The sequence below is a fragment of the Virgisporangium aurantiacum genome, from assembly GCF_016863635.1.
In the GTDB taxonomy this organism is placed as follows: Bacteria; Actinomycetota; Actinomycetes; order Mycobacteriales; family Micromonosporaceae; genus Virgisporangium; species Virgisporangium aurantiacum.
The window spans coordinates 13,710-35,307 of sequence record NZ_BOPG01000087.1 but is presented as its reverse complement, the minus strand read 5'-3'; the positions used below and the strand labels follow the sequence as shown (position 1 = coordinate 35,307).

The 21,598-nt window shown below is 67.7% G+C and carries 16 protein-coding genes; 9 read left to right on the top strand and 7 right to left on the bottom strand.

What is annotated here, in order from left to right; all coding sequences use genetic code 11:
• The first annotated feature begins 84 nt into the window (after window positions 1-84).
• Both Vau01_RS64105 and Vau01_RS52790 read left to right on the top strand, forming a co-directional pair.
• A complete protein-coding gene (locus Vau01_RS64105) occupies window positions 85-1,092 on the top strand; it encodes a DddA-like double-stranded DNA deaminase toxin (protein ID WP_239152696.1) in 1,008 nt (335 codons plus the stop codon).
• The gene (locus tag Vau01_RS52790) at window positions 1,089-1,526 is read left to right on the top strand and encodes an Imm1 family immunity protein (protein ID WP_204009105.1); all 438 of its coding nucleotides are present in this window, start codon (window positions 1,089-1,091) and stop codon (window positions 1,524-1,526) included. The genes Vau01_RS64105 and Vau01_RS52790 overlap by 4 nt, the downstream gene beginning before the upstream one ends.
• 5 nt (window positions 1,527-1,531) lie before the next feature.
• Here Vau01_RS52790 and pglX read toward each other — a convergent pair whose 3' ends face one another.
• The 5 genes from pglX to Vau01_RS52765 all read right to left on the bottom strand — a co-directional run bounded on the left by pglX (window position 1,532) and on the right by Vau01_RS52765 (window position 13,460).
• Window positions 1,532-5,068 (bottom strand): BREX-2 system adenine-specific DNA-methyltransferase PglX, encoded by a 3,537-nt coding sequence (pglX, locus tag Vau01_RS52785; RefSeq protein ID WP_204009103.1) that lies wholly within the window; start codon window positions 5,066-5,068, stop codon window positions 1,532-1,534.
• A complete protein-coding gene (pglW, locus tag Vau01_RS52780; RefSeq protein WP_204009101.1) occupies window positions 5,065-9,195 on the bottom strand; it encodes a BREX system serine/threonine kinase PglW in 4,131 nt (1,376 codons plus the stop codon). The genes pglX and pglW overlap by 4 nt, the downstream gene beginning before the upstream one ends.
• Before the next feature lie 160 nt (window positions 9,196-9,355).
• The gene (locus Vau01_RS52775; protein ID WP_204009099.1) at window positions 9,356-10,612 is read right to left on the bottom strand and encodes a toll/interleukin-1 receptor domain-containing protein; all 1,257 of its coding nucleotides are present in this window, start codon (window positions 10,610-10,612) and stop codon (window positions 9,356-9,358) included.
• A gap of 59 nt (window positions 10,613-10,671) precedes the next feature.
• Window positions 10,672-11,490, bottom strand: a complete 819-nt coding sequence (locus tag Vau01_RS52770; protein WP_204009098.1) for a DUF6308 family protein — start codon at window positions 11,488-11,490, stop codon at window positions 10,672-10,674.
• Between the two features lie 929 nt (window positions 11,491-12,419).
• A complete protein-coding gene (locus Vau01_RS52765) occupies window positions 12,420-13,460 on the bottom strand; it encodes an IS630 family transposase (RefSeq protein WP_204009096.1) in 1,041 nt (346 codons plus the stop codon).
• 137 nt (window positions 13,461-13,597) lie between these two features.
• On the opposite strand from Vau01_RS52765, the gene ltrA reads away from it, so the two are divergent.
• Entirely contained in the window at window positions 13,598-14,947 is a 1,350-nt protein-coding gene (gene ltrA / locus Vau01_RS52760) for a group II intron reverse transcriptase/maturase (protein WP_204009094.1), read from the top strand.
• 278 nt (window positions 14,948-15,225) lie between these two features.
• Here ltrA and Vau01_RS52755 read toward each other — a convergent pair whose 3' ends face one another.
• Entirely contained in the window at window positions 15,226-15,933 is a 708-nt protein-coding gene (locus Vau01_RS52755) for a transposase (protein ID WP_204009092.1), read from the bottom strand.
• 280 nt (window positions 15,934-16,213) lie between these two features.
• Between Vau01_RS52755 and Vau01_RS52750 the strand changes: the two genes are divergently transcribed.
• Both Vau01_RS52750 and Vau01_RS52745 read left to right on the top strand, forming a co-directional pair.
• Window positions 16,214-17,613, top strand: a protein-coding gene (locus tag Vau01_RS52750; RefSeq protein WP_204009090.1) for an IS3 family transposase whose coding sequence is annotated in 2 segments (ribosomal slippage) — window positions 16,214-16,571 and window positions 16,571-17,613 — 1,401 coding nt in all. Because the reading frame shifts where the segments join, the coding sequence is not laid out codon by codon here.
• A gap of 320 nt (window positions 17,614-17,933) precedes the next feature.
• Window positions 17,934-18,569, top strand: a complete 636-nt coding sequence (locus Vau01_RS52745; RefSeq protein ID WP_204009088.1) for a hypothetical protein — start codon at window positions 17,934-17,936, stop codon at window positions 18,567-18,569.
• 31 nt (window positions 18,570-18,600) lie between these two features.
• On the opposite strand, the gene Vau01_RS52740 is transcribed toward Vau01_RS52745, so the two are convergent.
• Window positions 18,601-19,158 carry a DUF6225 family protein gene (locus tag Vau01_RS52740; protein ID WP_204009086.1) on the bottom strand — a complete coding sequence of 186 codons (558 nt, stop codon included), beginning with the start codon at window positions 19,156-19,158 and terminating at the stop codon, window positions 18,601-18,603.
• Window positions 19,159-19,665: 507 nt separating this feature from the next.
• Here Vau01_RS52740 and Vau01_RS52735 point away from each other — a divergent pair.
• The 4 genes from Vau01_RS52735 to Vau01_RS52720 all read left to right on the top strand — a co-directional run bounded on the left by Vau01_RS52735 (window position 19,666) and on the right by Vau01_RS52720 (window position 21,577).
• Window positions 19,666-20,370, top strand: a complete 705-nt coding sequence (locus tag Vau01_RS52735; protein WP_204009084.1) for a hypothetical protein — start codon at window positions 19,666-19,668, stop codon at window positions 20,368-20,370.
• A gap of 71 nt (window positions 20,371-20,441) precedes the next feature.
• Window positions 20,442-20,744, top strand: a complete 303-nt coding sequence (locus Vau01_RS52730) for a hypothetical protein (protein ID WP_204009082.1) — start codon at window positions 20,442-20,444, stop codon at window positions 20,742-20,744.
• Window positions 20,745-21,005: 261 nt separating this feature from the next.
• Window positions 21,006-21,194 carry a hypothetical protein gene (locus Vau01_RS52725; protein ID WP_204009080.1) on the top strand — a complete coding sequence of 63 codons (189 nt, stop codon included), beginning with the start codon at window positions 21,006-21,008 and terminating at the stop codon, window positions 21,192-21,194.
• On the top strand, window positions 21,191-21,577 hold the full coding sequence (locus tag Vau01_RS52720) for a hypothetical protein (protein ID WP_204009078.1): 387 nt from the start codon (window positions 21,191-21,193) through the stop codon (window positions 21,575-21,577). Before Vau01_RS52725 ends, Vau01_RS52720 begins: the two co-directional genes overlap by 4 nt.
• The last annotated feature ends 21 nt before the right edge of the window (window positions 21,578-21,598 follow it).

The following is a 21,598-nucleotide window of genomic DNA, read 5'->3' as shown; positions in this document are numbered from 1 at the left end:
GATCAACGATGCCTGTCGATACAGTGTGGATCGGCCGCCTCACGCCGCAGACTGACGGCCCTCAGCGCACCGGGGGAGGCCATGGTGCCGAGCATCGAGGATCTGACCGGCGATTTCGATGTGATCTCGACCGGACTGGCGCGGGCACAGGACACCGCTGCTGCAGCCCACACCGCCGCGGAGCAGATCGGCAGCCGGGCTGCGGCGTCCGGCTTCGCCGGCATCGCGCAGAACATGGCTCGGGTGCGCGACGCCGTCCAGGAGATGGGGGAAAGCGTCGGTGCCCTGGTCAAGACCTCAGCCGAGACGCGTGCACAGGTGGCAGCCGCACCGAAGCAACTCTCACCGCAGGAGACCATCGGGGCGCTCACGCCTGTCGCGCATCGCCTGGACGAGGTGCGCCAGGGCACGTCCGTATCCATCGAACTGGTGAACCGGACCAGACAACTCGTCGGTGCCGCTCTCCAGGGCGGACAGCCCGGCCCGATGCTGGCCCGTCTGGACGCGATCCGGCAGACGCTCGTCGCCGTCGCCGAACGCGTCACAACGGCGAAGCAGCACGTCGAAGCGGTCATCGCGCGGGTAGGGCAGGTCGGCGACGAGGGGAAACCGACAACGGGTGCCGGTGTGCCCGATCAGGGATCACCCGTACCCGGCCCGGCGCAGTGGATCCGCGACGGCGCCCGACGCCTGCCACCTCGACCCGGCGGCGTCGGCCCCACACACGGTCTCGCGTTCGACACCACCACCGGCACCCCACTGACCGACCAGCCGTACCGCAGCGGCCACAACATCGCCAGCACCGCCGACCTGCGCCCGCTGCCCGCACTCAAGGGGTTTCCGTGGACGCTGACCGACCATATCGAAGCACGTGTTGCGCAGGAAATGCGCCAGTCAGGTGCACCACGTGACGTAAGCCTGGTGCTCAACAACGAGCCGTGCACCGACGACCCGTACGGTTGTGACCGGATGCTGCGCCACGTCATCCCGGCCGGCTCCCGCCTGACGATCTACGTCACAGACCCGGATGCGCCGGGCGGGGCACGGCTGTTCCGTCGCTACGACGGCACCGGAAAGGGGATCAAGCCATGAGCTACGTCGTCACGTGGGGTCGGGGCGAGCGGCGGACGGTGTCAACCATCGGGGAACTGGACGCCGCGCTGGACGAGGCCACCAATCCGGGCATGCCGCGCGTGGTCGGCATCTATCCGCCGGAGCACCTGAACAGCGACGCGTCACCCTGGGACGAACCGTTGCCACCTGCACTGCAGATCGGCGTCGGCCACCCGGGCCGGGCATTCGTGCTCTGGCTCGCCCCGGACGGCGGCATCGGCGTCGACGGTGACGCCGAGCCATGGCCGGACGGTGCGGCCGACATCGCATTCGACTACGGCGGCGACCCGGTGTTCGTCGGCGCCGACCGTGGACGGGTCAGGCCCGCAACCGCACGGGCGGCGGCGCGCGAGTTCGTCGTCACCGGACAGCGTCCCACCTGCGTCGACTGGGCCGAACCCGTCCAGCGGTAACGGGCTCAGATCGCGTCGACGCCGCGGATGCGGTTCAGCTCCGTGCGGTCGTGGCCCAGCATGGACAGTTCCGTGTCGATCAGACTGGTGAAGAACTCAGCTGGCGTGCCGGGGAAGCCGATCTTCGGCTCGTTGTGCCACTGATGCAGCCACAGCTCCAACTCGACCAGACCGGCGAGCAGCGGCAACAGCCGGTCGGCCGGCCAACCGGCCTGGTTCTTGCGGTCGATGTAGACGGTCGCGAGCGCCTGCGCCTGGCCGAGATGGTCCCAGCCCGCCCAGCCGAGCAAGTCGGTCGGGTCACCATCGCGTCCGGCACCTGGGTAGGAGATGAAGCGCTCCTTCGGGACGTCGAGCTTGCCGCGATGGCGGAAGTAGTGGTGCTTGACGAAGTCGGCCGACGAGTACTTGGGCGGCACCGGAATGTCGACCTTCTCGCCCGCGTCCTCGCGGCGTTGCAACGCCCACGTCCGTTCCCACTGGACGCGCTTGCGGAGCCCGGACGGCTTGTACCGCTGGGCCGGCAGGTATGGGACGTGCTCCTCGGCGATCAGCTTGCCGAGCGTCTTGGTGAGGTCGTGCTGGTCGTGGCCCACCCACAGGTCGAGCACCGAACGGAAGTCGGTGTCGTGGCGCATGCGGTCGGCCAACTGCGCGACCGACAGCGGCGTGGGCGCGCCACCCCACAGCGACTCGTCTTCGAGCCGGTCGAGCAGCCAGTCGCGGAGCGCCTTGCTCTGCATGGCGTCCCAGCCCTCGGTGGACCAGCGGCGCTTGCACTCCGGGCGCTCGATCAGCCCGATGTTGCGGTCCGACTCGATGACGGCGATGCGGCGCTCAACGACGGAGCGGTACTCGTCCGGCCAGTGCACGGGCAACTCGGTGATCGGCGTGGAGTTGTGGCGGGCGAACCACTGCGTCTCCGTCTCGCCGTTCTTGACCTTGCGGGCGAGCACAATCTCGAAGGCACGTTCACCGAGTTGGAGCTCCGGCGGTTCGGGGACGGTGAGGTCCTCCTCAAGCAGGCCGTAGAGGCGGTAGACCTCCCAGTCCAGTTCCTCCTGAAGCGCGATCATCTGAGCGCGCGTCGAGCCCCATTCAGCGCGAGCGGTCGACAACCCTGTCCGAGTGGGAATACTTCCGACGCGGACTGCCTCTGAAGTGACAGAAAGTAGGTTCTGCGCGAGGCGATCGACGCTAAGACTCCGGACCAGCGGATATTCCCCAGGTAAGGGAAACCGTTCGATATTTGAAGCATTGAAAGCGTACCGTTCGTACCACGGCTCGGGGCTCCATCGGTTTCCCCCACCGCTAGAGTTCGCCGCGCCAGCTTTGGGGAAACAGGACTGTTTTAGCCAAAAGCAGGCGGTTGAGCTGTTTAGGACGCCGAGAAGTCGAACGTGGTTCTCTTCGCTGGAGTCCTTCTTTAGCTTAATTACCGGCGCGGTTTGCTTGAATACCTTTCCGCCCCGGTCTAGGACGAAGTGATTATGCGTTGCGACCTCGCCGAAGGCGATGGACAACGTCGTACTTAGCTTCTTGCTGGTAAGCCGGCCGTATTCGCTCCACTTCAAGCCGGATGCCACCTTGCTTCGTTGGCCGAACATCTGACTATTGGAAAGCGTTGTCCGCGCAGGCCACATGATTTGCAGCAGTGCGGGATATGCTTCGACGGCAATTGGATGGTATTGATCGTCGTAGGGGAAGAGAGCGTGGTCCGGCGTGACAAGCGTCCAATCGCGAACGCCATCACCCAGAGTCATCGGGCGGACGAACTGTGCAGGGACTTGGCGCCGAGGAAAGGTCGACGCGGGCTGAACGTAGAGGTCATCCTCAAGGGTGAAACTGGTAATGCCAACTGAGTCCACGCTGTCGCGGAGTGGTGGACGCGATCCCGTGATTGTTTCCATCGCAGAACCTGCTCCGCCGCCGCCGAGACTCCAAGGGTGGCGGGCGAAGGTCGACAAAGGTGTGTCGATCGAAGTGATCCATTCTGATTCAGACCCTGGTTCGTTGATCTGAGCCAGAATAGCTGACCATACCTTTCCTTTCGCGGGCTCTTCCGGTTGACCGGGTTCACCGCGGACGCCGAGTAGGGCCCGGATTGGGGCGCTGTGGTGGGCCGAGAATCGGTGCTGCCCGATGAGTATTACAGTCGAAGTGCCATGGCCCGGTAAATATACTCCTGAAGAGTCAATGACCTCTGCCAATGCGACATCGAAGGTCAAATAGTCATTGATCAACTTGCGTCCAAATTCGCGCTTCATAAAGGAGTTAGCCGTGATTTGGCCTACCCAACCCGCGTGCTCATCTCGGCTGTCGCCGCGTATCGCGAGGCCAAAGAATCGCTGCGCAAATGGAACCGATAGTGCATACTTTCCAGAACATGCCGAGTAGAGACGTCTGTACTTGTTGTTGAGTGTCTTGTCCTTGACGACAATATAGGGCGGATTTCCTACCACGACAGTGTGGGATCTGGGGCGAAGGTAGTCTGCCAGAAGATCGGAATCTTCAACCGCGAACGCGAATTGCGTTTCGTTGTTGTCGATAAGCAGTAGGTCAGTTTGTTCAATCTCCTTCTTGGCCCCAGCGCCCCACGGTAGCAGCGAATCCCCGGTCGCGACCCGGACGTCGAATGCGGGCGCCTTCTCCAGCGACCCCAATCCGCACTCGCGCAGCGCCGCGACCATCAACCGGAACCGGGCGATCGCCACCGCGAACGGGTTGATATCCACGCCTGTCACCTGATGCAGGGCCTTCTGGACCAACTCCCGTACATCGTCGGCCGGGTGTCGGTCCTTCCACAGCCGCACCAGCCGCCGGAACGCGCCGAGCAGGAAGTGCCCCGATCCGCACGTGGGGTCGATGACGCTCATCTGCGCGAGCCCGAACTCCTTCAGCGCCGGCTCGAACGTCCGGTCGAGGATGAACTCCTCCACGAACTCGGGTGTCTGCAGCAGCGCGTAGGTCGACCGGGCGTGGGCGGACAGGTCCTGGTACAGGTCGCCGAGGAACCGGGTCTCCAGCATCTGCGACGCCAACGACACGAACCCCGGGCCGCGCCGGAAGAAGTCCGACAGTGCCTCGGCCGCGTCGCCGGAGATGGCGAAGCGCCACACGGGGTTGTGGTGGTCGAACAGTTTGCCGGTGGCGGGCAGCCCGCGCAGGTAGGTGAACGCCTCGCGGAGCCAGTGCATGTCGTTGTTGAGCGCGGTCTCCTCGCGCATCAGGTACGCCTGCCGGTTGTGGACGGCGCGTTCGGCCGGCGCCGACTCACATGGCCCGCCGATCCACAGTGGAGAGACGAGCCGGTTGTCTTCGCAGAAGCGGACGAACACGCAGCCGAGTACCCAGGCGACGGCAGCCTGGTCGAGCACGTCCTCCAGCCAGGTTTCGAAGGTGGCGGCGGTGCGTTCGGCGTGGCGGGCGTCGCCCCACTCGGCGCGTAGTTCGCCGTGCAGCTTCTCGTCCTGCGGCACGGTCTCCCGCAGACTGTCGACGAGCGTGCGGACCTGCGCCTGCAACGGCTTCAGAGGAATCATCGGGCGGTTGTCTCCACGGTGGGCGTGATCCAGGCCGGCGGGAGCCACAGCGACTGGCTGGCCGGGGAGGTGAGCGGGAGTTGGGCGCTGTCCAGCTTGGCCGGTTCGGGTTGGCGGGCAGGCACAAGCAGGAAGCGGGCGGCCGGGCGGGGCTTGGTCGGGTCGGCGAGTTCCTGCAGGATCCGCAGTTGGCCGTACCGGGCCAGCGGCGCGGCCTCGGTGATGAGCACCGGCGTGTCGATGGTCAGCGCCTCGGCCACGGCGGGCACGACGTGGTGGCGCACCAGGTCGGCCAGGCCGCGGAAGTCGGCGCTGGTTGGGTCGCCGCTGTCGGCGGCGACGACGACCTCCCACGGAAAGCCGAGCGCACGGAGTTGGGTGAGCATGATGGCGGTGACGTCGACCTCGGTGAGCCGGTGGCGGGTCAGCAGCGCGCGGCGGGCCGGTTGGAGGCGGGTCAGCGGTGCGAGCAATGCGAGGAAACCGTGTCCGCGCAGGGCCGCTGTCAGCTTGGTGTCCACGTCGGACACGGCTTCGGGGCCGGCGAGCGGGCCGAGGATGCTGGCCATGCGGGTGCTGGTGGGTGGTCGCAGGCTCGGCGGGGCGTACATGCCCTGGGTCGGTTCCCACGTGAGTGGGGCGCCGACGGCCGCCAGGAGGTCGGTGAGCTCGGGGCGCGGCGGCACCGGCTTCGCCCGCGGGAACCGCGCCCGGACCCGGGCCTGAATCTGGTCGGGAGGGAGCTTCTGCCCGGCGATGCTGCCCATGGCCAGTTCCAGGGCCCGCTGGGCGGGCATGCCGACGGGGTAGAGCTGCCCCTGCGCGTTGACGTCCGCCTTGTCGCCGCTGGCTTCGGCGGCGAGGCGGAGCAGGCGTTGATCGTCCACTGTGGGCATGTCTTCGGGGGCGGCGATGGCGCGCAGGGTTTCCAGCGCCCGCTGCCTGGTGGGGAGTGGGTCTTGCCCCGCGAGATCGGCGGCGGCGCGGCCGAGCCGTACGGCGTAAGCGAGCCGTTGCGCGGCGGTCGTCTCGGCCTCGGGGTCGTCGGGTTCGCGGCCGACCAGCACTGCGCCGGAGTCGCGTAGCCGGTACATCGCGACCCGGGCGTCGCCGCCGCGCGCGAGTTCAACCTCCACCGCGGCGTGGATGAGGCCGACCGCCTGCGCGGTGCGCTTGGGTTCCTCGGAGTACGAGCCGCGGGCGGCGAGCAACGCCTCTGCGAGTTCGGTCGCCGACATCACCGTGCCGCGGCTGTCGAGCAGGGCGACCAGTTCGTTGCGCACCAGGTGCAGCGCTTCGTTGCCGAGCCAGTTGCGGGCCCATTTGCGCAGCAGCGTCGACACTTGTGGCTGGCCGAGTCCGGTGGCCGCGGCGCCGTCCTTCTGCGAGGGCCAGCGGTGGAAGCGTCCGTTGTTGCCGGGTTCCTGGCCGAGCAGTACGGCCAGGGTTCGGCGCTCCCGCGATCCCTTCCCGGTCGGTGGAGGTAGCAGCGTCGCACAGACCGCTTCGATACCGTGTGGGATTGCGCGTTCCATGGCCGGGCCAGGCACGGGAACGGGGACCTGGCCGCGCAGCGTGCGGATCTGGGCGAGGATTTCTTTGCGGGTGGCGTCGGGTACGCCCTTGGCCCGGGTCAGCGCCGACGGTTCGGATCCGAGCAGTTCGCCGACCGTGTGGATGCCGAGGCGGTCCAGCGCGGAGCGGGCGCGGGCGGTGAGGCCGGTCGCGGTGAGCGGGGAGTCCCGGTCGAGCGAGGCAGGTGACGGCCCGGTTGGCGGTTGGTCCGGGTCGGGCTTCGGCAGGTCCCTGAACATGGCCCGCCATGCGTCGGCCATGTCGTCGACGGTGCCGAACCGGGCCGCCGCGTCGCGGGCCAGCGCCCGTTCGAAGAACGTGATGAGACGGTCGGCGAGCACCGGGTCGAAGTCGGCCGGGTCGAGGGTGACCTCGTCGCTGATGGCTGCCGGGTTGGCGTCGTTGCCCCAGCGGGGCAGCTTCCCGGTCGCCATCTCGTAGAGGGTGACGGCGGCGGCGAACCGTTCGGCGGCGGCGTCGTAGCGCATCCGGCGGGGTGGGCCGAGGAACGGGTCCAGGTACGGCACGGTGCCGGCGGTCAACTGGTCGGCGGCGGTGCGGGCCAATGAGAAGTCGAACACGCACAGGTGCGGCTCGCTGTTCTTCGGCCGTGGTCGCGCGGCGAGGTTCGCCGGCTTGATGTCGCGGTGCCACACCCCCTGCCCATCGAGGAAGGCGACGATGTCGAGCAGGTCTCGGCCGTAGCGCTCCAGCAGGTCGATGACGAGCCGGCCGCCCTGCAACTCCTCGGCGAGCGTGTGCGGGCCGGCGCTTTCCAGCAGCAGCGCGGTGCGGTGCCCGACGGTCACCGGACCCTCGACCAGCGCGGCCACCTGCCAGTGCCGCTGGAGTTGGGTCAGCGTCTCGGCTTCGGCCTGCAGCCGCGGCGCGTGCTGCTCGTCGCGGGCAACCTTGAGCACCAGCTCCTTCCGGTCGCCCGTCCGGGTGACCAGCAGCGCGGTCGCAGTGGCACCGGACCCCAATCGCCGCACGACCGTGAGACCGCCCTCGAGCACGTCGCCCTTGCGCGCCTCCAGCGGATCGATCACCGGTTCCGGCTCGGGCGCAGTCAGCTCGTCCCAGACGTTCCCGAGCGCCTCCCGAAACGCCGCGACGCTGCGTAGCCGTCGAGTCGGATCGCCCCGGGTCGCGTCGTAGACCAGATCCACCAACCGGCTCGGCATCCCGTCGACGGCGGCGGCCAGGTTGAGACCACTATCGGCGACCGCCCTCACCAGCTCCTCGGCCGTCGCAGCCGGCGGCGAACCGGTGAAGATCCGGTATGCGATCGCGCCCAAGGAGAACACGTCGAGCTGGCTGCCGGGCAGATCCGACCGGATCGCCGCCTCGGGCGCCTGGTACTGGCGTACCTCGTCGTCGAAGAACAGTTCCAGCCCGGCACCGCTGTCGCCGGACGACGCGAGCCGGGTGAGCTGAGTGCTGCCGGGCAGCCGGCCACCGGTCTGCCAGTCGCTGACCACCAGGCGCGGCGTGGCCGTCTCCGGGGCGGAGACCACCACCGCGCGCGGGTGCAGTGCACGGTGCGCCAGCCGCCGCGAATGGGCGTAGTCGATGATCTCGGCGAGATCCTGGACGAGGCGGAGCCGCTGGGCGAGGGTCAGCTTGTCCTCGCGCTGGGTGAGCCACTGGTCGAGCCGGACGCCGTCGGTGTCGTGGTCGAACACGACCGCCGGACCCCACGGGTGCTCCACCAGGTCGTGGGCGCGGGCGATGCCCGGGTGGTGGATGCCCTGCAGCAGCCGGAACTCCCGCTCGGCCGCCCGCCGGATGACCGGCAGGTCTTCCGACGAGGCTCGGCTGGTCAGGTAGAACCGCACTCGGCGTACCAGCGCCGTGTCCATGGCGTGCCCGGCGAGGAAGTCCTGCCAGCCGATCCCTTCGGCGTACGCGCGCGGGTGCAGCAGGAGCTGGCCGATCTTCCGGTCGGCAACCGACGGGCGGATCTTCGCACCGCGCACCAGGTCGACGATCTGCCGGCCGCGGGCCGGGTCGATCAGGTGCGCCGGGTTGTGGGGACGTCCGTTCAGAAACTCCTTCAGACTGTCCAGGCCGGACGGGTGCCGGTCGAGGCCGTAGACGTGCTGGCGCCCGATCGCGTCGAGCCGCGACTGGGTAGTCGTGGCGTGCATGAACACCGCCGCGCCGACGAACGGCGTCAGGTGTTCCTTGCCCTGTTGGCGGGCGTAAAAGTTGATCACGCTGGCGAGGCGGCGGGCCTTGCGGTTGGCAAGGATGTACGGGTTGTCCTCCGGCATCAGCCGCCCGCCCGGCACTCGCCGGACCCACTGGGTGCCGTCACCACTGATCTCGCCCTGCCAGTGCTTGAGCTCCAGGACGAACAGGCCGCGCGGCGTGAGCACCAGGGCGTCGACCTCGTTGATCGACCCGTCGGTGCCGACGAACTCGACGTTCGCCCAGACGTGGAAGGGGTCGGCGTCGTCGAGGTAGCTCGCCAGGATCCGCAGACCGTCCTGCTCGTGGGCGTACGGGCTGGGATTGATCTGCTCCCAGCGCGGCGAATCCGACCGCACCCCGATGCCCCCTGACCTCGTCCCACCTGCCCGGGTCATTCTGCGCCATGCCGGTCGCTGTACGTTACCCGCTGACGGCGCGTGATCCGAGGTTCGACTGGACGTGGAGGAATTCGACCGATCGGATGACGCGGCCACCGTCCGGCGTCGGGGGCCAGTCTTACGTCGATTCCGTGCGGACGAAGGTGACCCGCTCGCCGTGCTGTTCCACCCGGCCGACGCGCCAGCCGGCGGCCTTCCACGCCTGGGCTTGAACCTTGGAGTCGTTCGCCCACCACGCCCGATGCACCCGTGCCGACCGGGGGAGTGGACCGACCAGGTGCTCGATCTCAACGAACGTCATCGTGACTTCGTCCGTGCCACGTCGGGATGCGAGCGCCACTCGGAGCGGATCGTAGCGGCGGCGGGGTTGGTCACCCGTCGACGGTGCGATGCTGCCGTGGGCCAGGAGGCTGCGTCCGAGCCCGGCCGCTTGCCACACCGCGCGAACTCCGTCACCGAACCCGGCCACGTATGCGTCGCTGGGTCTGAAGGCGAACTCGTCATAGCCGATGGGATCCGCGCGGCTTCCGAGGTATCTGGCAAGCGTCCCGGCCCAGGTCGGTATGGGGTGCGCATCGAGTCCGGCCGCCGCACGTCCCCACTGGCGCACCAACGGGTCGAGCCACTTCGTGACATCGAAGCCGACGGCGGCCAACCCCTGGAGTTCCCTCGTTGACGAGAGCTCACGGATGAAGCTCACGCCGTCGCGATACCCACGGTCAGCATCGGCCGATGCCTCATTGTGAGCTCGCGCGGCGACTTCCGCTGCGGCTGCCCGGACGCGTTCGTGGGCGTCGCCGGTCAGGGCCTCCGGCGGCGTCGACCTGCCGGCAGCCGCTTTCGCAACGGATTCCCGCCGTGGTACAGGCACCCGCCGAGGCGGCCGGGGTCGGACTCTGCCCAGCGGAGGCTCCAAATAGAGCGGCTGCCCGGTCAACAACCTGATGAGCTCGTCCACGCCGCTCGGCGTCAATTCCGGCACCGAATAGATCGCCCCGCCGACGGGGTGCAGCCAGTCGGGGAACCCTGCGGCGTCCTCTCCCGGGAGCACGACCGGGATGATCTTCCGGGTGCCTTCGGTCGCGTCGCGGTACTGCAACTCTTGAAGCTGCCGAGCTTCCCATTGCACTCCGCGACCAACCGATGTGCCTGTTCGGCCTTCGGCGCGGTCCCGGTATCGAGGAGATGCCACCACCAGGACGAAGTCCGCGGACCGGATCTGTTCAGCGATCCACTGCGGCCAGAACTGACGCTGCCCGGCGGCCGGACGGTCCAGCTTTGCGTCCACGCCTTCGTCGCGCAGTAGCGCATACAACTGCAGCACCCGCTCCTCATGGTCGGCATTGCCATGCGCGTACGAGATGAACGCGCGCACCGGTTCCGCACCCGGAGAATCCACCGCGACCGTCCTCGAACTGTGCTTGGCCTCGTCCGCTACCGCGCCCGCGGTCGGATGGGCTCGGGCGCGACGGTCTCGAGGGGGATGTGGGCGCCGATGGTGTGGCCGAGCCATTTCAACGGCTTCCCGGCGCGTTCCGCCCGGCGATCGTCGATCGACGTCCAGAGAACGATATCCAACAGACGAAGATCCGAAATGAGCGGCGGCGCTCCCGGTTCCTCCGACGGGGCGAGTTCCGGCACCGTCGTCGATACCTGGGCCCGTAGGTGAGCCATGGCGGCGGTGTAGTCCCGCAGGTACGTCACCAGCGCCCGTACGATCTTGGCAATCCGCTCTTCCCGGCTCAGACCGAACCGTTGAACTTTGGTGCTGAGATCGTCCTGCTGATAGCCGAAGGCCATCCCCACGTAGCCGTCCAACACAGGTACGGCCATGGGCCGGTACAGTGCCGCGAGCTTGGTGGTCCTCGGTGCCCACACGCCGGAGAAGCCGAACTGGCACACGCTGATCACTGCGTCGATCTCGTCATCCGTGAGGCAGTGCAGGTCCCGATCGGCGGGAACCCGGCCGATCCGCTCGGCCAGATCTCGTCTCCAGATCCGGTTGAAGTCGGCAATCTGCTTGATCTCCACGCGGCCGTTGAGCGCGTTGGCGAACAGCAGCGACCATGCCGTGACCTCGTTCAACGCACCTGATGATCGCGCGTAGTCGCCGGCCAGGTCGTAGACGGACCAGCCACTGCCCTTCGCGGTGCAGAACACCAGAACCCTGTTCACCGCATCACCCATCGGAACCGGGCCGAGCACGTCGCCGGGGAATCCCGCCGTCGGGTCGATGGCTGCCGGGGCCAGCATGCATGCACCGTATCGCCGATAGGAGCGTTTCGCGGGCCTGGTCAGGGCGGCTCAGTATCGAGGCGTCGGACAGCGGCGACGTAGGCGAGGCGCGCTTGCCGCAGATCACGGATCGTGGCCGCCGTTCAGACTCATCACCGGAGCGTGTCGAACCCATGTCGGATCGGCGCGGCGTTGGTGGCGCGACCGAACTCGGCTGCCGATGGTGGAGGCCCCGGAGGTCGGATGAGGACGGCCCACGCCAGCGCATGAAACTGACCGAAGTCATCACCGTCGGCGACGTTGTCCTGCTGCGCTACCTGCCGAAGCAGGAGATCAATGAGCCATTTCCGTGCGCCCAGCAGAGCGGAGGTTGATCGTGTAGGTGGTTGATCTTTGTTCGTAAGCTCGTCGTCGCTTGCCGGTGGAAGTCCGGTCCGGGTAGCTGCCAGGAGGCCCGGTAGCAGACTGGCGGCTTCGTCTGGAAACGGGCGGGGTCGAAGCCCAGTGTCGAAGGCCCTTCAAGGGGGAGCGACTGAGCGGTCCGTAGCGTGATGCGAAGCCTGCGGCGTCGTTACTCAGCTGCCCGTGAGGGTGGCACAGGGGAGTGCCGAGCCCTTCGGAATCGGGGTGAAGGCCATGGAAGCGGTGAAGCACCTGGATTGCAGCCGTGATGGACTCCTCGGCGTATGGGGCGCGGAACGTTCAGATAGTGGCGGCGGGAACTGGGGAGACCCTCCCCGGCCCGGCAACCTGCGGAGTCGTGTTGCCGGAGCGTGGCGTCCTATAACCGATGACCTCGGGAAGTGGGCGACCGGTCGGGAGGGAGTCGGAGGCGGTCGTAGTACCGGTTGAGCCGAGCGGACAACACAACCGCCGGTGATGGGAAGGGCCGCTGCTTCGTCGATGCGTTGTGCTGGTGAAGAGGAGCCCGGTGAGTGCCGTTGTGGCTAAGCGCCTGGCCAGAAGTTATGTCCGTATCCCGTTGGTAGCCAGGGTGAGGTCCAGGGTGCGGCGGTGGTGAGGTTCTGTTCGGTGGTGCGGTTTCGGAAGAAGGCGTGGGCTTGTCGGATGCGGTCGGCCATGGTGGTCGGGGCGGTGTTGGCGATGTGGTGTTTCATCGCGGCCCAGATCCGTTCGACGGGGTTGTCCTGAGGGCTGTACTTGGCGCCTTCGATGAGGAGGAGGCGGGGATGGTCGGCCAGCCACCTCTTGGTGATCTTGCTGTGGTGGGTGGAGCCGTTGTCACAGATCACCGCGATGGTCGGGGCGTCGGGATATGCGTGCAGGAGCAGGTCGAGGAAGTAGCAGAACACCACGGAGACGTTCTTGACCGATACGTGGTGGTGCACCGCGCCGGTGAGGACGTTGACCGCGCCGTGGATGGTGCGCCGCTTGTTGGAACCGGGGGTCATGACCCGGTGGCGCAGGCCGTGGGGCATCCAGCAGGCCCGGACCCGGGCCAACAGGTCGAGGTGGGTTTCGTCTTCGGCGAGGACGACCGACCCGGTCGGAAGGTCGGCGACCTGTTGGCGGATGCGGGCGCAGATGGCGTCGCGGTCGGGGTCGCCTTTGGCGATCAGGCGGGGCCGGCACCAGCGGGCCTGTTCACGGATGCGCCGGTACATGGTGCGCATGCTCATGGTCGGGCGGCCGACCGCGCGCCAGATCCGGGCGGTGGTCCACGTTTTCGGCGTAGTGAGCAGCGCGCGGATGCGGTCGCCGAGGCGTGGCGAGCCGATCCTGGGCCGACCGGACCGGGGTCGGTCCGGCAGTCCGGTCAGGCCTTCCAGGTCATGGCGAGCGATCCAGCGCCGCACGGTGCGTGGGTGGTAATGCAGCAACGCACCGATTTGGGCGGCGGTCATGCCGGAGACGGACAGCAGGATCATCACCGCGCGGGTAGCGACCCGCCACCGGTGGTGCAGGGCGTCCATGAGCTGGTGGTACTGCTCGTCGGACACGTTGGCGTACACGTGCGCAGGGCGCATACTGGCGTGGGCCTCGTCGTGGGTCGGATCGATGGGTGTGGTAACCCGATCCAACCTCGACGAGGCCCTCACATTGGGACGTTGATCAATACGGGCGAGTTACGGACATAACTTCCGGCAACCCGCTTAGTCCCGCCGTGTCGGGGTCCGTGGTGGACCCGGTTCGAGCTTTGCAGCATGCGCTGTACCGGGCGGCCAAGGCCGATCCCGGACGTCGGTTCCACGCGCTACGGGACAAGGTCTTCCGCAGAGACGTCCTGTGGCGGGCGTGGGTCGCGGTGCGCCGTAACGACGGCGCCCCGGGCATCGACAAGACCACCTTGGACCAGGTCGAACAGGACGGCGTAGGCCGGTTGCTGGACGAGCTGGCCGGCGAACTGAGGAGCGGGAGCTATCGGCCGTTGCCGGCGCGGCGGGTATTGATACCCAAGCCGGGCAGCAGCGAGTCGAGGCCGCTGTCGATACCGACGGTTCGTGACCGCATCGTGCAGGCCGCGGTGAAGATCGTGCTCGAGCCGGTCTTCGAAGCGGGCATGCTGGCGTGCAGCTTCGGGTTCCGCCCGAAACGCTCGGCGCACGACGCCCTGCAGGTCCTCATCGAGGAGTCCGGGCGGGGTAGGCGGTGGGTGGTCGAGACGGATATCGCCAACTGCTTCTCGGCGATACCGCACCAGGAGTTGATGCAGGCGGTGGAGGAACGCGTCTGTGACCAGGCGGTGCTCAAGCTGCTGCGGGCGATGCTGCGCGCGGGAGCGATGGAGCATGGCCTGGTCCGTCGGGAAGTGACCGGAACCCCGCAAGGTGGGGTGGCCTCCCCGCTGCTCTGTAACGTCTACCTGCACCGGCTGGACCGGCAATGGTCGACGCGTGAGCACGGGGTACTGGTCCGCTATGCCGACGACGTGCTGGTGATGTGCAAGTCCCGCGAGCAGGCCGAAGCCGCCCTGCAACGGCTGCGGACCCTGCTGGCCGAACTCGGCTTGCAACCGAAGGAAGCCAAGACCAGGATCGTGCACCTGACCGCCGGTGGGGAAGGTGTTGACTTCCTCGGCTTCCACCACCGGCTGGTGACATCCCGGCCCCGCGACGGGCGACGCCCGTTCACCTTCCTTGCCCGCTGGCCCGCGGACAGGGCCATGCAGCACGCCCGTGACCGGATCCGGGAGCTGACCGCCCGGCGCAGGCTACCGCTGCGGGTCGAAGCGATCGTGCAGGATCTGAACCTGTTCCTGCGCGGCTGGACCGGGTACTTCAAGTACGGACACTCGGCCGAACGCTTCAGCAAGATCAGACAGTACCTGAGGATGCGGATCGCCCTCTACCTGAGCAAGCGATACCGCCGCAGCCGACACTACGGCCGTTGGGCGCTGCTGCACTTCACACCCGACGAGTTCGGTCTGATCAGGCTCTACGGAATCGTCGTGCAACCCAGGGCCGGCAAGCCCTGGCGGGACAAGCCGAATGCCGGCGGTGAACGACGTCGGTAAGCCGTGTGCGGGAGAACCGCACGCACGGTTTGACGGGCGGGAACTGGAAACGGAGCACCCAGGTCACGGCCACGGCAGTGGGACACCCTGACGGGAAACCGCAGGCACTCGAAGGCTGCCGGGCCTACCACCACGGACGTGCAACCGCGCCAGTTCCCGACCCTCCAACCTGATGGTGCAGGTCAGCGTGGTTGGCGATGAGGTGGGATCGACCGGGGTCGACACGGGGAGAGGCCCCCGGTAAGACAGCAGTCGACCAAGATCTGTGAGGGTTGGTGTCAAGGGGTGGCTTGGATGGTTCGCCAGATCTGGCGAGCTATGTAGCGCTTGAGGCTTCGGATGGCTTCTCGGGGTGTGCGGCCTTCGGTGGCGCGGCGGGCGATGTAGTCCTTGGTGGGCTGGTGGCATCGTTGCCGGGACTTGGCGATGGTGTGGATGGCGGAGTTGAGGGTTCGGTCGCCGCCGCGGTTGAGGCGGTGGCGTACGTTGCGGCCGGAGCTGGCGGGCACCGGGTTGACGCCGGCGAGAGCGGCGAAGGCGGCTTCGGTGCGGACGCGGCCGGGGTGGGACCAGGCGGTGAGGGCGACCGCGGCGGTGACGGGCCCGATGCCGGGTTGGTTGAGCAGGGCCGGGCACATGGCCTTGACGAGGGTTCGGATCTGTTTGAGGTTGTCGGCCAGGACGCGGTTCAGGTCGAGGATGCGGACAGCGAGCTCGGCAAGGTGGGTCCGACGTACGCGCACCAGCGCGGAGGTGGCATCGGTGTCGTCGTTCGGGCTGGTGCCGGTGAGATCGGCTGCCTGGCGGACCTGTTGGCCGGTAGTCAGGTCGCGGAGTTGGTCGCGGAGTTCGTCGTCTGCGGTGAGGATCAGTGACTTGAATAGGTTGACCGTGGCGGTGCGGGCGTCGGTGTAGTGGCGGCGGCACACGTGCAGGATGCGCAGGGCTTCCCGATTGCCGAGGCCACCGGCAATCTCGACGCGCACATCGCCGCCGCCGCGGACCGGATCGCCGCACCCCGCATCGCCGTCGCCGAAGCTGACGCCGCCGAACGGATCGCCGCCATCGAAAGCGGCTACGACGCACGGCTACGCCAAGCCGCCGACGTGCAGGCCGAGCTACGCCGCCAGCTCGACGCGCAACTCCCCTGGGTGTCAGGGTTGGGTGAGACCAGCGGTTCTGAAGGTGTAGCCCGCCCGGGGCGAGGATGGATCGATCACGTTGACGCTCAAGACGCTGGACCTGTCGGTAGGCGACGATGGGGGCATGGCCAAGAAACCGCGTACGGATCGGCCACGTCGGCGGTCGTTCAGCCCAGCGGAGAAACTGCGGCTGCTGGCTGGTTACGAGGCGGCGACCGAGTCGGGGGCGGGGAACGCGTTCCTGCGGGAGAACGGCCTGTACTCGTCGTTGATCAGTGAGTGGCGCCGGACCCGCGACGCGGGTCTGCTCAAGGGCAAGCCGGCCGGGTCGGTAGTCGGCCGGCCGTCGGTGGATCAGGCCGAGATCGCCCGGCTGCGCCGTCAGCTCGACGTCGCCGAACGGCGTCTGGTCCGGACTGAAGCAGCTCTGAGCATTATGGGAAAAGCTCAGGCGCTCTTGGAGGAAATCTCCGAGAGCGTGGACACGCCGCCGACGTCGAAACGGTGATGACCGGCGCCTACCACCAGCTGCGGGTGCACGTCTCTCACCGGGCCGCGGCCGGCCTGGCAGGGGTCTCCCGGGCCACGGCGCACCGCCAGGCGGTCCTGGGGCCGCCACGGCAGCCGCGACCGCGCCGGGCGCCGGTCAACCGGCTCAGCACGGCTGAGCGGGCCCGGATCCTGGCGGTACTCAACAGCGACCGGTTCGTCGACACCACCCCGATCGAGGTGTTCGCGACACTCCTCGACGAGGGTGTCTACCTGGCGTCGGTGGCCACCCTGTATCGGGTCCTGCGGGAGAACCGGCAGGTCGTCGAGCGGCGCCGGCTGGCCCGCCACCCGGCCCGCGTCCGGCCGGAGTTGTCCGCGACCGGCCCGGGGCAGGTGTTCTCCTGGGACATTACGAAACTGCCCGGGCCGAACAGGGGTGTCTACTACGACGCCTACGTGATGATCGACATTTTCAGCCGGTACATCGTCGGGCACAAGGTCGCCACCACCGAATCCGCCGCCCTGGCCCAAGACTTCATCACCGACGTGTTCGCCGTGCACGGCATCCCGCAGGTCGTGCACGCCGACCGGGGCACCTCGATGACCTCGAAGAAGGTCGCTGACCTCCTCGCCGACCTGCACGTGCTGCGCTCGCATTCACGCCCGCACGTGTCCAACGACAATCCGTACTCCGAAGCCGCGTTCAAAACGGTGAAATACCACCCGTCGTTCCCGGCCCGGTTCGGGTCGATTCAGGACGCCCGCACGTTCTGCGACACGTTTTTCACCTGGTACAACCACGAACACCACCACACCGGCATCGGACTGCACACCCCAGCAGCGGTCCACTACGGCCACGCCGACGCGATAGCCGTTACCCGGCAACAGGTCCTGGACTCCGCCTGGGTCCGCAATCCCGAACGGTTCACCCGCCGACCCCAACCGAAATCCCTACGGCTGGCCGACACCGCCTGGATCAACAAACCCGAACCCGCCACCAACCAGCCCGAGGCCCTGACCCTCGCTGCTTAACACCCACTGGTCTCACCGATCTTGACAAATTCCGCTCGCACAGGTCGCAGAACTGCGCTGGGCCGCTCGATACTTGCCATCTGCCGTGCGCGGCCTGGTCCTCCCGGACCCGCCCACACCCGAAGCATGGGCCGGCGAACGACCCAACCAGCAGTTCGCCACACGCGTTGACCGCACCGCCGCTGAGGTCGCGCTCACGGCCTACCCGAGGTGAAGATCTGGATCTCCGGTTGCTGCTGCCATGGCGGTCACCATCCGGGCTCCGCCGCTCAGACACACCCGGTCTCCTCGGCGTTGCGTGCGCCAGGAAGACTCTGCGTGTGGGCGTCGCACTGCCAATCCTCGGGGCCACCAATGCCTGGATCACTCCGCCGGTGGTCATCACCGTATCCGCGCTGATCTTCACCGTCGCATCGTTCTGGTGGATCCAGGTCCGCCGTGGTCGCCTGCGCGTCGACACGGGGCCGATTTACAGCGGTGCCATCACCAGCAACAAGATCGTCCTCCACGTTCCCCTGGTCTTCCACAACCCGGCCCCCGCCTCGCTGGTGGTCGCCGACATCAAGCTGCACCTGAGTGGTGGCACCGACGACGCGAACTCCCCAGACCGCAAAGCGCTACCCAAGCGGATGTTCTGGATTGCCTTTCACGGATCCGTCTATCCCGAATCGGACAAGCATCGGCAGTTCGCCATGCCGTTTGCTGTCGATGGCCGCAAGTCGGTTGAGCGGGTGATCGAGTTCCAATGGGACAACCCGGAGACCCAGCTAGAAGATGGGCCCTACACCGCCACCGTGGAGGTGCTGGTCCTGCCACAGCGCTGGAGACGTCGACGGTGGCGCACTCTCTGCACCTACCAGCTGCGAACCGATCTGTGGTCTGGAGCCAGAGCCGCACTGATACCCCGAACCAACGACCCCACGTACTACGAAGCCGTCAAGGAGATCGGCGGCTAGACCAAGACCTCGGCGCACAGCATCATTCGGCTCAGTCCTCCCGGTCGATCCAGCGCAGGTACTTGCCGCTGGGGTACTCCAGTTGTAGGTCGAAGTGGTTGCCGGTGACCCATTCGCCCTCACGCTCGCCGCGGGTCGGCGGGGACCAGTCCAGGCCGATCGCGCCGTCGAAGTCGACCTGGTCGTCACCGTCGTTGGAGCCGGGATCCTCGGCAGGCCACACAACCACCGGCATGTCGTCGGGCAGGCCCTCCATCGCGGCGAGCACCGCGGCGACGGTGAGGGGCTCCGCCTCGTGGATGAACGGCTCGCCGGTGGTGGCGCGCCCGTACGGGCCGGGCACCCGCCGGTTGTACGTGCCGGACGCGGAGTCCAGCAGCAAGGTGAACCGCTTCTTATCCGCCTCTGCCTTCCACCCGGACTCCGACAAGCGGGTTTCCGTGACGACCTGCGTCTCGCCCTCGACGTCACCGCCGGCCGTCTGCGCGGTCACGGCGAACAGCGGCATGTCCGCCGGCGCCGGTCGCAGCGCCTGGCGCAGGTCGCCGACGGTCCAGGCGGCCACCGTGTGCTCGTACTCGATCTCCACCGAGCCGGCGCCGCCGTCGAAGGTGCGGCCGGTGTCGCGCTGCGTCGGCTCGGGCGCCGGCGGCCGGCCCGCGCGGCGCGCGGCCGCCGCGAGCTCGGCCAGCCCCGGCCAGCGGCTGCGAGCACCCTGCCGGGGTGATACCGGCGGCCGCGCCGAGTTCGGTGTAGGACGCGCCCGCCTCGGCCGCGGCGGTCGCCCCGTCCTTGGCCCACTGCTCGGCGATCGCGGCGGCCGCCATCGCTGCGTCCACCGTCGAGAACGACGAGCGTCACCATCGGCGCGGCGGGGCGGCTGGACTCGACGCGTACCCGCCACGTCGACGCCCTCGCGGTCTATCTGGTCGACGCCATCGCGCTGGGGAACCGTTCGGCGTGCCCCGCATCCTGTGCGCGCCCCGCCGCGATGCAGCCGACTACGCTGCGCACGTGCCGACGTATCTGTTCGAGGCAGAAGCAACCTTCGGCGCCACTACGCATGAGGACCCTCGGTAACAGAAGGCAGGTGCCCGTGGGCAAGGCCAAGAGAATCAAGCAGCGGCGTCCGTCACCTTCAACGCGCCGGACTGTCGTTATCGACGCCTGCATGATCGGCCATCTCGACGGCATGCTCACCGCCCGCGTAGCCGAAAGCCAGGCCGACTCGCCCGTCAACCTCGCTGTTCCCGCCAACACCGCCGCGAGCCTCGTCGAACGGTTGCGCCTGGCCTCCATCGACACCGAAGAGAACTACTGGCAGGTGACCCGCCACGCCCTGCATGGCACAACACCGGGCGACGGAGACGCCGCGTCGGCGGCCATACGTAAGTTCCTACTCAAGCAGAACTGGCAGTCCGTGATCGCCCGGGTGCCGGCCTCCCCCGAGCAGATCTTCCTCGTCTCCCACGTTGGACACGTTGGCCTGGTCGCACCCCCGCCATTCACCGACCAGCGATCGCTGCTGATCTTCGATCCGATGCAACTACGCAGGCTCGGCCCTGCCCTGCAAACCGCAATCGCCAACGCGCACGCAGATCCCACGGCTGGTGCGGTCACACCCGCGGCCGTCGCAGCGGTCGTCGACTTCCTCAAGGCCGAGCCGTGGGAAACAGACCACCACCCCGAACCGTCCTTCGAGCAGGCCCGCGCGGAGATGCAGAAGCGCTACCGCGCCTTCCTAACGCGGGAGCCCTACGTGCGACCGGACGAGCACAACGTGCCCGAAGTGGCCCAGTAGCGGCCGTGCAGCGCCCGGCCCGGAGCTAGGAATCTAAGGTAACTGACGAGCGAGATAATCTGCACCGCCGGATGAAAGCCATTGACCACCTGCAACAGCCGGCCGGCCACATGGCGCAGCAGTATGGAGTGGTCGATGACCGAGTCCGTGAGGTCGTCGATCAGATCTCTGCCAGACCGGCGTTCATGCAGCAGGGCTACGTCGCCGGCCACTCGCACGCGCTGATTCTCGCGATGTCGGAAGAACACGCCGGATGCGCCGAACCGGGCTGCCGACTGTGCGAACTGATCACTGACGCCCTCACGCTGATCCTGGCCACCGACCAGGCACGCGTCGACCACCGATTCGCCCAACTGATCGACAAGCTTGACTAGGGCGCAGCACCCACTCGAGCACGTGGCCTCCGACTGGCGGCGCCGCGAATGTCAGCCGTGGCGCTTCTGCTGACATCGAGATGACCGATCAGCGCTGACACCTAGATGGCGTCTCTCAAGTGCGCCTGTAGCCAGCTCGATAATCAATTTATGTCAGGTTAGTCCGGGTATGCCCCGTTCTTTCCGACCTATCATCGCCGTTGACAGGTGGGTCGAGCGCCGCGCACGCACGGCAGACGCCCGGTCGCGTATTCTCGTACCATGACCGTGGAGCCCCACAGCACCGACGCTCGCGGCGATCGGCCCGACGAGCGCGGCGTAGTGCTCACTGCGGCAGGTCGCGAGCAGGCTCGACGCCAGCTCGACGAGGCCGCCGCGCGGTGGACGGACGAGGAGCGACGGGATCGCGCCGCATCGGCGCTGGACCGCCTCCGCAGCCACGCAGCGTGAGGTACGCCACCGCATTGGACACCAGCGCGGTCCTGGCCTACACCGAGGGCAGCCAGCACGTCGGCGAAGTCCTGGCCGAGATCGCTGACGGCGACGAATCCTGTGCAATCCCCGTCCCGTGCCTGGCCGAGGCGGCCGCCTCGATCGGTGAAGACCCCGCTCGGCTGAACCTCATCGACATCCTCACCAGCCTCAAGCACACCGAGCTGTACGACGTTCTCGGCCTGGTCTGGCAAGACGTCTACCTCGCAGCGCCGAAACTTGGCACCCTCGGGCGAGCCTGCGCCGCGCTGGTCGTCGCATACGGTCTCGCACCACACGTCCTGACCAAAGACCCGGCACCGTACGAAAAGATCGGCATCGACGCGATCCAAGTCTGGTAGCCCCCTCTCACCGGGGGCTGC